Here is a 13,288-nt window from a genome sequence, read left to right as displayed (position 1 = left end):
CTGAAACCCTTGTTGGGTATGGTGGCGCTGTTGGCGCTGGCCAATTGCGATGAGGCGCTGACGTCGTCCGTTGTGCCGCAACCGCGCCCGGTGGCACCTGCACCGGCACCCAATGCTTATGTTCCCCCGTCTGCGGCAAGTCAGGATCTGGCCCGGTTCTATCAGCGGGTCGAACGTGACCTGCTGACCCGCGATATGTTGCGCGTGGACGGAGGCGGTCCCGACACACCCTATGATGCCGATGATCTTGCCCGTAATTTCGAGGCTATAGCCTTTTACAGCGAATACCCCGATCACGCTGTAACTACACGCATTCGGCGAACGGACGGACAGCTTAGCCGGTGGGCAGGACCTGTGCGGATTCAGACCGAGTTCGCCCCGTCCGTGGCACCCGAGATACGCAAAAAAGACGCGGCTGACGTCGAGGCGTTCGCGGAGCGGCTGAGTAAATTGACGGATCACCCGATCTCGGTCGTCAATCGCAAGGCCAATTTCCATGTCTTCTTTGCAGGCAAGGATGACAGCGCCTATGTGGTGAAACGCCTGAAACAGCTGATTCCGGGCATCAGCACGCCTTCACTGGATTTGGTTGCAAACCCGCGCGCCAATATTGACTGTCTTGTTTTTGCGTCTCCTACCAATACCTCACCGTATAAATTTGTGCGGGCTGTCACTCTCATCCGGGCTGAACTGCCGGACCTGACCCGGCGCAGTTGCATCCACGAGGAAATTGCGCAGGGGCTTGGATTATCCAATGACAGCCCGGCGGCACGGCCGTCGATATTCAACGACAATGATGAGTTTGCGCTGTTGACCAGCCATGACGAGAAACTTCTGACAATGCTTTATGACCCGCGCCTTGAACCCGGTGTGACAGCCGAGGACGCCCGCCCCGTGGTACGGATCATTGCACGCGAATTGATGGGCCAGCAGCTCTGAGCCCAAGAAAAGGAGACCCCAATGGGTATTTTCGATTTTCTGACCGGAGAGTTTATCGACGTCATTCACTGGGTCGACGACACCCGTGACACCATGGTCTGGCGATTCGAGCGTGAAGGACATGCCATCAAGTACGGCGCCAAACTGACGGTGCGCGAAGGACAAGCAGCGGTGTTCGTGCACGAGGGACAACTGGCAGACGTGTTTACGCCCGGTCTTTATATGCTTGAGACCAACAACATGCCGATCCTGACGACGCTGCAGCATTGGGATCACGGGTTTCAATCGCCCTTCAAGTCCGAGATCTATTTCGTCAACACGACGCGTTTCAATGATCTGAAATGGGGCACCAAGAACCCGATCATGCTGCGCGATCCGGAGTTCGGACCGACCCGTATCCGCGCCTTTGGCACCTACACGGTCCGGGTCAAGGACCCGGCGAAATTCCTGATTGAGATCGTCGGCACCGACGGCGAGTTCACAATGGACGAGATCAGCTTTCAGATCCGCAACATCATTGTGCAGGAATTCAGCCGCGTGATCGCCGGATCCGGCATTCCGGTTCTGGACATGGCCGCCAACACCGCCGATCTGGGCAAACTGATCGCGGCCGAAGTCTCGCCCGTGCTGGAAGGGTACGGGCTTGAAATGCCGGAGTTCTACATCGAAAACATCTCGCTACCGCCTGCCGTCGAGGCTGCGTTGGACAAGCGGACGTCGATGGGATTGGCGGGCGATCTGGGCAAATTCACTCAGTATTCCGCCGCCGAGGCGATGACTGCAGCCGCCAACAACCCCGGACAAGGTGGAGGCATGGGTGCGGGTCTTGGCATGGGCATGGGCATGGCGATGGCCAACCAGATGGCAAACATGGCAGCGGGTCAACCAAGCGGACCGTGGGGCGGTTCCGCCCCCGCTGCCCCGCAACCAGCGGCGCATGCGGCACCGCCACCTCCTCCGGTTGAGCACGTGTGGCATATCGCGGTGGACGGGCAAACCAGCGGGCCGTTTTCCAAGGCCAAGATGGGTCGTATGGCGACAGATGGTGAGATCACGCGCGACACCCATGTCTGGACAGCGGGTCAGGACGGTTGGAAAAAGGCCGGGGATGTTCAGGAATTGGCGCAGTTGTTCACGATCTTGCCGCCACCACCGCCGGGAGCTTAGGCTCGGAAACGTAAGAAATGGCGTCGCTGACAGATATCCTCAATTTTCGTCGCGTCGATGAGCGGCTGACTTTATCAGGCCAGCCGACCGAAGAACAGATCGCAGCGCTGGCGGATGCTCGGATCACGGATATCATCAACTTGGGACCGCATGCCAACAAGGGGGCGCTTGCGGACGAACCCGGAACTGTCGCAGCAGCCGGTATGACCTATCATTATATTCCGGTGGATTTCGAGAACCCGACCGAAGACAACTACTCCGCGTTTGTCAGAACTCTGGATGCGCTCGGCGATACGCCGGTGCATGTGCACTGCATCTACAATGCCCGCGTTTCAGCTTTTATGCTGCGCAGAGCACGGGATGGATCTGGTGACATTGAGGCCGCCGAAGCGCTTATGGATGGGATTTGGCGTCCCGGAGGCGTTTGGGCCGCCTTTCTGGGACATGGAGCCGATATCGACAAACCGAACCGTTTTTTAGGTTATGAGTACTGATGAACGAGAATCCAGCCAACCCGTTGACCGAACATCGTTTTCCCTGCGATCAATGCGGCGCGGATTACCGATTCAATCCGGGCGATGGCACGCTGACCTGCGATCACTGCGGTCACTCGGAACAGATCGGAGCCGGGCCGTGGGGCGGTGCCAACCTGAAAGAACTGGATTTCAACGCTGCGCTAGCGAACAAACTGCCAGATGCTGAAATTGAGGAAACGCGAGTTCTGTCCTGCCCGAACTGTGCGGCTCAGGTCGAGTTTGACCCCAACACCCATGCCGCCGAATGCCCATTTTGTGCCACGCCGGTTGTGACAGAGACCGGTGTAAACCGGCATATCAAACCCAAGGGCGTATTGCCCTTTGCCTTGGATGAACGCGCGGCTCACAAGGCGATGTCAAGCTGGTTGGGCAAGTTGTGGTTCGCGCCCAACGGGTTGAAGGATTATGCCCGCAAAGGTCGCAAGATGCAGGGGATTTACGTCCCCTACTGGACCTTCGACGCGGATACCAAGTCAGCTTATCGCGGCGAGCGGGGCACGGTGTATTACGAGACCCAGACCGTCATGCGTGACGGCAAGCGCGTGCAACAGCAGGTGGCAAAGGTGCGGTGGTCCCCAAAATCCGGTCGGGTTGCCCGGTTCTTTGACGATGTTCTTGTGCTGGCGTCCCAGTCATTGCCGAAACGCTATACTGACGCGTTGGAACCCTGGGACCTGCCGGCGCTTGAACCTTACCAGCCCGAGTATCTGGCCGGATTCCGGGCCGAGGCTTATACAGTCGAACTGCAGGACGGGTATACCGAAGCGCGCGGGCATATGGCCCGTGTGATCGAACGGGATGTTCGGTTCGATATCGGCGGTGACCGGCAGCGCATTCACGCAATCGACACGAATGTGCAAAATGTAACCTTCAAACATATTCTACTGCCTGTCTGGCTGGCCGCATACAAATACCGGGGCCAGACCTATCGTTTCGTTGTTAACGGCAGAACGGGGCGTGTTCAGGGCGAACGCCCTTGGTCCGCTATCAAGATCACGATCGCTGTTGTGTTGGGTCTGCTGGTTGCAGCGGGTGTCGGATACCTCATGGCAACTGGTCAGCAGTAGCACCTGTCCCCTTTTAACCGCTTGAACATCGCCGATCCTACCGCCATCCTGCGCCTCGGCTACACGAAGGGGGGGCAGAGTGACGCTATCCGATTTGGATCGATTGCTGGCTGAGCGACATTCTTGCCGGGCGTTCCGACCTGAACCCGTTCCCAAAGACCAGATCAAAAAGATTCTGACCAGCGCGTCCCGTGCGCCCAGCTGGTGTAATGCGCAGCCCTGGAACATCGTGATCACCAGTGGAGCCGAGACTGACGCTTTTCGAAAAGCGCTGCAAAACGAAGTCACAACCGGCGCACCGGAACCCGACCTGCCGTTCCCAACGGCGTATACCGGTATCTATCAGGAACGACGTCGCGAATGTGGCTGGGCATTATACGAAGCCGTGGGCGTGCAGCGCGGGGACCGCGTCGGTTCGGCCAAGCAAATGATGGAAAACTTTGCCCTCTTCGGTGCGCCGCATTGTGCGATCATCTCAAGCCCTGCCGACCTTGGCCCTTACGGAGCAATGGACTGCGGAGGTTTTGTCATGGCTTTCACCCTCGCCGCGCAAGCCTTGGGAGTGGCCACAATCCCTCAGGCCGCCGTGGCCAGCTATGGCAAGTTTCTGCACCGGTATTTCGACATTCCCGATGATCGGTTGATCTTGTGCGCAATCTCATTCGGATACTCGGATGCAGACCACCCTGCGAACGGGTTTCGAACCGACCGGGCCGATCTGGACGAGATCGCTCGTTGGGTCGGATAACCACGCCACCAAACGGAGAACAGATTTGCGTGCACTTTTACAGAGGGTTTCCCGGGCAAAAGTCTCGGTTGACGGACAAACGGTTGGGCAGTCCGGTCCGGGGCTGATGATCCTGGTCTGTGCGATGAAGGGTGACGACGAACAAAAGGTCGAACAACTGGCGGCCAAGGTTTCAAAGCTGCGTATTTTCAAAGATGACACCGGCAAGATGAACCGCTCTGTCGTGGATGTGGGTGGCTCGGCGCTGGTGATCAGCCAGTTCACGCTGGCCGCCGATACCTCGCGCGGGAACCGGCCGGGATTTTCCGAGGCCGCCCCCCCTGATGTGGGGCAGCGCCTCTATGAAGAGTTTGCGCGGCGGTTGCAGACCCATGGCGTGCCCGTCGAAACCGGGCAGTTCGGGGCCGACATGGCGGCAGAGCTGGTCAATGATGGACCAGTCACAATTTGGATGGAAAGCTGATGGACCAAAGGCAACAGGCAATTCGTATTTGGCAGGCCGGTGTTGATGCGGTTGACGGAAAACGAGCCACCAAAGCTGCTCTGGATGAGGTCCCAACGCCCGACCGGATTTTGGCCGTCGGCAAGGCAGCCGCAGCGATGGCCAGCGCGGCATTGGACCATTTCGGCCCGCGTCCGACGTTGGTTGTCACCAAGGACGATCATGGGCGCGACCTGCCGGAACATGTGCAGTTGATCGAAGCCTCTCATCCGGTTCCGGACACACGCAGTCTGGACGGTGGCCGCGCCCTGCGCGAAGCGATCGAGGTGATGGCACCTGGTTCCCATGTGCTGCTGCTGGTTTCGGGCGGGGCATCATCCTTGGCAGAGGACTTACTGCCGGGTAACTCTTTGGCAGATCTGGCGCAATTGAACACAAGGCTGCTGGCCGAAGGTTTGGATATCACCGCAATGAATGCCGAGCGTCGAAAGCTGTCGCGGATTAAGGGCGGCGGGCTGTTGTCCCATTTCAACGGGGCCAAAGCGACCGTTCTGGCAATCTCGGATGTGCCCGGGGACGACCTGAACGTCATCGGATCGGGAATTGGCGCATTGCCTGACACTTACAAATTTCACGCCACGACCAAGATCGTTGCTTCGAACGCCCATGCACGCTTGGCAGCCGCAGATATGACGCGCCGAGACGGATTGCAATTGCTGGCTGACGAAGAATGCCTGCATGACGACTTCTTAAGCGTCGCATCCCTTATCGGGCAACGCCTGAGGGATATGCCCCCCGGCGTCATGGTTTTCGGCGGCGAACCAACGGTGGTTTTGCCGGACAAGCCGGGCCGTGGCGGGCGCAATCAGGCTCTGGCGCTGGCACTCGCCCGGGAAATAGCTGGAACACCAAACTTGATTGTTGTTGTCGGTGGTACCGATGGCACCGATGGCCCAACCAATGCGGCCGGAGCTGTAGTCGACGGCAAAACTTGGGGCAAAGGGGCCGAGACCGCCTTGCAGCAGGCAGACAGTGGTAGTTTTCTGGACAAGTCCGGGGCTTTACTGGTGACAGGCCCAACTGGAACGAACGTGATGGACCTTGTTGTCGCAATCAAACAGTGATTTGACGATTTTAGTACGTTGCAAAAAGACAAAGACCGAAAGACTTCCGAAATGACTCGCTCGCCCAATTCGCTATGCGATATCGAAGATCTACCGGATGTCGGCATAGTGATGCCGGATGGATGTCGTCTTTCAGCGCGTGTCTGGCGCCCGGTGGATGCGGACAGCAACCCCGTTCCGGCCATTTTGGAGTTCCTGCCCTATCGCAAGCGCGACGGCACGGCGACGCGGGATGCCCTGACCCATCCATGGTTTGCCAAACGCGGCTATGCTTGCCTTCGTGTGGACATGCGCGGCAATGGAGACAGCGAAGGGTTGATGGAAGACGAGTACACCCAGCAAGAGCTGGAGGATGCCGTTTCCACAATTCAATGGCTGGCGGATCAGCCGTGGTGTTCGGGCACCGTTGGGATGATGGGAATCAGTTGGGGCGGGTTCAACGCGCTTCAGGTTGCCGCCCTTCAACCCACGCCGCTGAAAGCAATTATCACTCTGTGTTCAACCGCAGATCGTTACGCAGACGACATCCACTTTAAGGGCGGATGCTTGCTGAATGAAAACCTAGGTTGGGGCGCGACCATGTGGTCGTACTCATCCCGCGCACCGGACCCTACGCTGCGCCCCAACTGGCGGGAGTTATGGCTTGAGCGTTTGGAAAACCAACCGTTCCTACCCTCGGTCTGGCTGCGCCACCAGACGCGCGACGCCTATTGGCAGCATGGCTCTATCTGCGAAGACTTCAGCGCGATCCGCGCGGCGACTTTGGCCATAGGCGGCTGGGGTGACGCGTACAAGAACACCGTGCCGCTGCTGGTCGAACAGCTTAGCGCTCCGGTCAAGGGAATCGTGGGGCCATGGGTGCACAAATACCCGCATTTCGCAGTGCCCGAACCGAGGATCGGTTTTCTGCAAGAGGCGCTGCGTTGGTGGGATCATTGGCTGAAGGGTCTGGAAAGCGGCGTTGAAACCGACCCAGACTATCGAGCGTATCTGATGGACGGCGTCCGCCCAAAGCGGTGGTACAACAACAGACCCGGGCGCTGGATCAGCGAGCAAGCCGGCGCGACCTCGCATTTGTCCAACCTAACTTTGAACCTGTCGAACGATGGGCTCGGGCAAGATGAGCCGCTGGACACGCGGATCCAGTCGCCCCAAACCTGCGGCATGGATGGCGGCGAGTATTGCGCAATTTGGCTGGGCCCGGACATGCCGGGAGATCAGCGCGCCGATGATGCGTTGTCCGCCTGTTTCGATGGCCCGCCTTTGTCGGAAGATCTGGATATTGTCGGCGCTCCGCGCATTTGCCTGAATGTCAGTGCCGACCGACCGCAGGCACAGATTGCCGTTAGGTTAAATCATGTCCATCCGGATGGGGCCTCAACCCAGATCACCTATGGCGTTCTGAACCTGTCGCACCGAGATTGCCACGCGCAACCAACTCCGTTGACGCCCGGAGCGCCCTACGAAATCTCATTGGACCTGGATCACATCGCCTATCGCGTTCCCAAAGGGCATCGCGTGCGGGTGGCTGTGTCTAGCGCGTATTGGCCGCTGATCTGGCCAGCGCCCGAACCCGTCGAACTGCACCTGAAAGGTGGTACGATCAAGATCCCGAACCGGCCGACCGCGGGTGATGATGAGCATGTGTTTCAGCCGCCCGATTCTGAAACCCCGATTGATGTGACGACCCTGCGGGACAGCAGCAACTCTCGCCGGGTGGAGACTGACTTGAATTCAGGTGAAACCCGATTGATCATCGAAGACGATTTCGGTCGCGTAACGGACAATCACCACGGGCTTACGCATGGTGGCACTGCATATGAACGCTGGACCATCCACCCCGACGACCCGCTATCTGCCCACGGGCAGTGCCGCTGGACACAGGAGATCAGTCGGGACGGGATAGACCTGCGCACGGAAACATCCTGCGAAATGTGGTCGGATCGAGAGAGCTTTTTTCTTAAGGCGCAAATAAGTGCCTTTGAAAACGAAACCTTGGTATTCTCTAAACAAACGGAGGACGCCGTTCCACGAAACCAGATGTGATATTTTGGTGGCCAAAGGTCAGACATTTGTCCTTGCTCGGTAGACCGAAATGCGCCTAACTTGACTCATGCGTCAATAAAAATGCCCGGGAAGGGCTGAAATTCAATCAACTGGGAGATCACTAAATGAACGAACAACTCACTCACATGGCCGGTCAGGTCACTGCGGGCAAACTGACCCGTCGCGAATTCATGGGGAAAGCGGCGGCTCTGGGTGTGTCGGCGGCGATGGCCAGCACCATGTTCGCTGACGCTGCGCGCGCGGCAGGACCGAAGAAGGGCGGCGACCTGAAATTTGGCCTGCAGGGCGGCGAATCCACCAATTCGCTGGATCCGGCGACCTATGCCAGCTCGGTGCCGTTCCAGAACGGCAAACAATTCGGCGACCAGCTTGTGGAAGTTGCGCCCGACGGGTCGATCGAGCCGCGTCTGGCTGAAGCCGTCGAAGGCAGCGCGGACGCCAAAGTTTGGACGTTCAAACTGCGTCAGGGCGTCGAATTCCACAACGGCAAGACCATGACCAGCGAAGACGTGCTGAAAACCATGGAGCGCCACTCGAACGAAGACTCCAAGTCCGGTGCCCTGGGTATCATGAAGGGCATCGAGTCAATGAAGGCCGATGGCGACAATTTCCAGGTCACCCTGACTGAGCCAAATGCCGACTTGCCGTATCTGATGGCCGACTATCACCTGATCATTCAGCCTGATGGCGGAATGGAAAACCCAGGTGCGGGCATTGGTACCGGACCATACCAGTTGGAAGTCGATGAGCCGGGCGTACGCCACGTGTTCAAGAAATTTGCCAACCACTGGAACCCCGATTTCGGCAATTTCGACAGCGTCGAAGTGATTGTCATCAACGATGCGACTGCCCGTACGGCTGCTCTGCAGTCCGGTCAGGTTCATGCGATCAACCGCGTTGAACCAAAGGTTGCCGATCTGCTGGGCCGCGCCCCGAACTTGACGGTGCACTCGACCGCCGGCCGTGGACATTATGTGTTCATCATGCATTGCGACACCGCGCCGTTCGACAACAACGAACTGCGGCTGGCGCTAAAACACGCAATCAACCGCCAGGACTTGGTCGACAAGGTTCTGCGCGGCTACGGCACAATTGGCAACGACATGCCGATCAATGCGGCATACCCGCTGTTTGACGGCTCTATCCCGCAACGCGACTACAGCCTTGAAAAGGCGGCAGAGCACTATGCGAAGTCGGGCCATGACGGTTCGCCGATCATCCTGCGTGTTGCAGATGGCGCCTTCCCGGGTGCCGTTGACGCAGCGGCCCTGTTCCAGCAAAGTGCGGCTCAGGCCGGTATCCCGCTGGAAATCAAGCGCGAGCCCAACGATGGCTACTGGTCGGAGGTCTGGAACGTTCAGCCGTTCTGCGCATCCTATTGGGGTGGCCGTCCGGTGCAGGATCAGATGTACGCGACAGCGTATCTGTCGACTGCCGACTGGAACGACACCCGCTTCAAGGTGCCAGAGTTCGACGAAATGCTGTTTGCAGCACGGGCCGAACTGGACAACGACAAACGCAAGGACATCTACAGCAAAATGGGCATGATGGTCCGCGACCAGGGCGGTCTGATCTGCCCGATGTTCAACGATTTTGTCGAAGGCGTCACCAATCAGCTCGAAGGTTGGGAAAGCGACCCAACCCAAGAGATGATGAATGGCAACATGTCACGCAAGATGTGGTTCGCCTGATAGGGCCCACGGATAATGCATCCTATCATCAAACTGGTTTCCCAGCGCCTTGCGCTGGGACTCCTGCTTCTCTTCGGTGCATCGGCTCTGATTTTCGGCCTCACCGAAGCCCTGCCTGGGGACGCTGCGCAAGCGGTCCTTGGCCAATCCGCAACCCCCGAGGCGCTGGCAAACCTGCGCGAGGAAATGGGCCTCAACCGTCCCGCTCTAACCCGATATTTCGAATGGTTGGGCGGCATCCTGCAGGGCGATCTGGGTCAGTCTTTGACCAACAAACTCGACATCGCAGAAAGCATCGGAAAGCGCTTGGGCAACACCCTGTTTCTGGCTTGTGCTGCAGCCGTCGTATCCGTGCCGCTTGCTATCTTTCTGGGCCTTCTGGCCGTTCGGTACCGCAACCGCTGGCCTGACAAACTGATTTCTGCAATCACCCTGACAACGGTTTCAATCCCGGAATTCCTGATCGGTTACGTGGTGATCTACTTCGTCTCAGTGAAACTGGGCTGGTTCTCCTCACTCGCAATGATCAACGACACAATGTCCTTCGGGCAAAAGCTCAATGCCATCGCCCTGCCTGCCTTCGTTCTGACACTGGTAGTGCTGGCGCAGATGATGCGAATGACCCGCGCTGCGATCCTGAACCTGATGCAGTCGGCCTATATCGAAACGGCTGAACTGAAAGGCCTCTCGAATTTTCAGGTCATTGCGCGCCACGCGTTTCCCAACGCGATTTCCCCCATTGTCAACGTTGTGATGTTGAACCTGGCCTATCTGGTTGTGGGCGTCGTCGTTGTCGAAGTGGTGTTCGTATATCCCGGCATGGGGCAATATCTGGTGGATTCGGTGACCAAGCGTGACGTGCCAGTCGTTCTGGCCTGCGGTGTCGTCTTTGCCGCGGTCTATATCGGGCTCAACATGGTTGCCGATATTGTGTCTATCCTTGCCAACCCAAGACTGAGGCATCCGAAATGATGAAGAACATTCCTGTTTCGGCCGCCGTTGGTCTGTTTTTCACCGGACTGTACTTTTTCATAGCCATCGCAGCCCCACTGATCGCCCCCTACGGAATGGCTGAAGTGGTCGGTGATGTGTGGGAACCGTCAAGCGCCGAGCATCTGCTGGGCACGGACAACATCGGGCGCGATCTGCTGACACGCATGATCTATGGTGGTCGCACGACCATTTTTATCGCTGCGATGGCTACGATCCTCAGCTTTATCACTGGCACCTCTCTGGGCCTATTGGCTGCGGTTTTGGGTGGTTGGGCTGACCAGGCGCTTAGCCGGATGGTTGACCTGATCATGTCGATCCCAACGCTGATCCTGGCACTGGTTATCCTGGCGATTGTTCCGGTGACCGTTCCGATCCTGATCCTTGTGATGGGGCTGTTGGACGCCACACGTCCTTACCGACTTTCTCGATCGGTCGCCGTGGACATCAACGTGATGGACTATGTCGAAGCCGCAAAGCTGCGCGGTGAAGGTCGGCGCTGGATCATTTTCCGGGAAATCCTGCCAAACGCTCTGTCGCCTCTGGTGGCTGAATTCGGGCTGCGGTTCATCTTTATGGTTCTGTTCATCTCGACCCTGTCGTTCCTGGGTCTGGGCGTCCAGCCACCGCTGGCGGACTGGGGCGGCATCGTGAAGGAAAACAAGGACGGGATCGTCTATGGCATCGGCGCGGCCCTATACCCCGCTGTCGCCATCGCGACGCTCGCCATCTCGGTCAACCTTGTAGCTGACTGGGTTCTGAACCGTACCACATCGCTGAAAGGAGGCCGGGGATGAGTGATACCCTTCTCAAGGTCCGCAACCTCAAGATTGGCGCGACCGTCTATCCGCCCGGCGAAAAGCCCCATGACATCGAAATCGTGCACGGGGTCAGCTTTGACCTCGAACGCGGCAAGGTGTTGGGGCTGATCGGTGAATCCGGTGCCGGTAAATCGACCATCGGTCTGGCGTCTATGGCTTATGGCCGCGGTGGCGTCGAACTGACCGGTGGCGAAGTCTGGGTCAACGGGCGCGACATTCTGAAAACCTCGCATAGCGATATCCGCAATCTGCGTGGGGGCGAAGTTGCCTATGTCTCGCAATCCGCGGCCGCGTCGTTTAACCCGGCGAAGAAGATCATGGATCAGGTGGTCGAAGCGGCGGTCGAACATAAGAAGTTTTCGCGTAAAGAGGCCGAAGGCCGTGCCCGGGAACTGTTCGCCAAGCTAGGACTGCCTGATCCGGACAATATCGGTGATCGTTACCCTCACCAGGTCTCGGGCGGTCAGCTACAGCGTTGCATGACGGCGCTGGCGCTGTGCCCCGAGCCTGATCTTGTGGTGTTTGATGAACCGACCACAGCACTGGATGTGACCACTCAGATCGACGTTCTGATGGCGATTAAAGAGGCCATTCGCGATACCGGCGTGGCTGCGCTCTACATCACGCATGACCTCGCCGTTGTTGCTCAGGTCAGTGATGACATCATGGTTCTGCGGATGGGCAATACGGTCGAGTATGGCAATACCGACCAGATCATCAACAACCCGCAGGAAGAGTATACCAAGGCGCTGGTTTCGGTCCGCTCGATCGAGCACGAAGAGAAAAAACCCACACCGGAATCGGTATTGAGCGTCGAAGGTATTACCGCGCGCTACAAGGGTTTGAATTTTGACGTGCTACACAACGTCAATGTCGAGCTTCACCCGGGGCAGACACTGGCGGTTGTCGGTGAATCCGGTTCGGGCAAGTCGACACTGGCGCGGGTGATCACAGGCTTGCTGCCGCCGCGCGATGGTGAAATCACCTTTGCTGGCCGCAAGCTTAGTGGTGATCTGAAGGGCCGCAGCCGCGAAGACCTGCGTGAATTGCAGATGATCTACCAGATGGCCGACGTGGCAATGAACCCACGCCAGACTGTTGGTACGATCATCGGACGCCCGCTGGAGTTTTACTTCAACATGCGCGGTGCCGAAAAACGCAAGCGGATCATCGAGCTGTTGGATGAGATCGAACTGGGCGAAAAGTACATGGACCGCTATCCGGCGGAACTGTCAGGTGGTCAGAAACAGCGTGTCTGTATCGCGCGGTCACTGGCGGCCAAGCCCAAGATGATCATCTGTGACGAAGTCACCTCGGCACTTGATCCACTGGTTGCGGACGGCATCCTGAAACTGCTGCTGGACCTTCAGAAGATCGAGGATGTGGCGTACCTGTTCATCACCCACGATCTGGCGACGGTGCGCGCGATCAGCGATAGTATCGCGGTGATGTATCAGGGTCGCGTGGTTCGCTATGGGTCGAAAAGCGAGGTGCTGAGCCCGCCGTTCGACGACTATACCGACCTGCTGCTCAGTTCCGTCCCCGAGATGCATCTGGGTTGGCTGGAAGAGGTCGTTGCCCACCGCAAAATGGAAAGCGCCGGAAACTGACCCCTGCCCTTTCCGTGACAGGTAAGTGAAAAATTGAAATCCCGGCGCCTTGTTCGATGACAGGTGTCGGGATTTTGCTATTGGGG

Annotated in this window: 12 protein-coding genes; all 12 read left to right on the top strand. The window is 58.0% G+C overall.

What is annotated here, in order from left to right:
- Positions 1-18: 18 nt before the first annotated feature.
- The 12 genes from RUA4292_RS06120 (at position 19) to RUA4292_RS06065 (ending at position 13,202) form a co-directional block, all read left to right on the top strand.
- Positions 19-939 (top strand): DUF2927 domain-containing protein, encoded by a 921-nt coding sequence (locus RUA4292_RS06120; protein ID WP_058276873.1) that lies wholly within the window; start codon positions 19-21, stop codon positions 937-939.
- 21 nt (positions 940-960) lie between these two features.
- Positions 961-2,106, top strand: a complete 1,146-nt coding sequence (locus RUA4292_RS06115; RefSeq protein WP_058276799.1) for an SPFH domain-containing protein — start codon at positions 961-963, stop codon at positions 2,104-2,106.
- Between the two features lie 17 nt (positions 2,107-2,123).
- The gene (locus tag RUA4292_RS06110) at positions 2,124-2,600 is read left to right on the top strand and encodes a protein tyrosine phosphatase family protein (RefSeq protein ID WP_058276798.1); all 477 of its coding nucleotides are present in this window, start codon (positions 2,124-2,126) and stop codon (positions 2,598-2,600) included.
- Positions 2,600-3,709, top strand: a complete 1,110-nt coding sequence (locus RUA4292_RS06105; protein ID WP_058276797.1) for a TFIIB-type zinc finger domain-containing protein — start codon at positions 2,600-2,602, stop codon at positions 3,707-3,709. Before RUA4292_RS06110 ends, RUA4292_RS06105 begins: the two co-directional genes overlap by 1 nt.
- Positions 3,710-3,788: 79 nt before the next feature.
- Positions 3,789-4,457, top strand: coding sequence for a nitroreductase (locus RUA4292_RS06100; RefSeq protein ID WP_058276796.1), 669 nt, complete (start codon positions 3,789-3,791; stop codon positions 4,455-4,457).
- Between the two features lie 25 nt (positions 4,458-4,482).
- A complete protein-coding gene (dtd, locus tag RUA4292_RS06095; protein ID WP_058276795.1) occupies positions 4,483-4,920 on the top strand; it encodes a D-aminoacyl-tRNA deacylase in 438 nt (145 codons plus the stop codon).
- Positions 4,920-6,023, top strand: coding sequence for a glycerate kinase type-2 family protein (locus RUA4292_RS06090; protein ID WP_058276794.1), 1,104 nt, complete (start codon positions 4,920-4,922; stop codon positions 6,021-6,023). Before dtd ends, RUA4292_RS06090 begins: the two co-directional genes overlap by 1 nt.
- 51 nt (positions 6,024-6,074) lie before the next feature.
- On the top strand, positions 6,075-8,069 hold the full coding sequence (locus tag RUA4292_RS06085; protein ID WP_058276872.1) for a CocE/NonD family hydrolase: 1,995 nt from the start codon (positions 6,075-6,077) through the stop codon (positions 8,067-8,069).
- 125 nt (positions 8,070-8,194) lie between these two features.
- Positions 8,195-9,781: an ABC transporter substrate-binding protein gene (locus tag RUA4292_RS06080; protein WP_058275605.1), complete on the top strand. Its 1,587-nt coding sequence runs from the start codon at positions 8,195-8,197 to the stop codon at positions 9,779-9,781.
- A gap of 15 nt (positions 9,782-9,796) precedes the next feature.
- Positions 9,797-10,753, top strand: a complete 957-nt coding sequence (locus RUA4292_RS06075) for an ABC transporter permease (protein WP_058276793.1) — start codon at positions 9,797-9,799, stop codon at positions 10,751-10,753.
- The gene (locus tag RUA4292_RS06070; RefSeq protein WP_058276792.1) at positions 10,753-11,568 is read left to right on the top strand and encodes an ABC transporter permease; all 816 of its coding nucleotides are present in this window, start codon (positions 10,753-10,755) and stop codon (positions 11,566-11,568) included. The genes RUA4292_RS06075 and RUA4292_RS06070 overlap by 1 nt, the downstream gene beginning before the upstream one ends.
- On the top strand, positions 11,565-13,202 hold the full coding sequence (locus RUA4292_RS06065) for an ABC transporter ATP-binding protein (protein ID WP_058276791.1): 1,638 nt from the start codon (positions 11,565-11,567) through the stop codon (positions 13,200-13,202). Before RUA4292_RS06070 ends, RUA4292_RS06065 begins: the two co-directional genes overlap by 4 nt.
- Positions 13,203-13,288 lie beyond the last annotated feature (86 nt).

The sequence above is a fragment of the Ruegeria atlantica genome, from assembly GCF_001458195.1.
GTDB lineage: Bacteria > Pseudomonadota > Alphaproteobacteria > Rhodobacterales > Rhodobacteraceae > Ruegeria > Ruegeria atlantica.
This window is presented reverse-complemented; position numbering and strand designations above follow the sequence as displayed.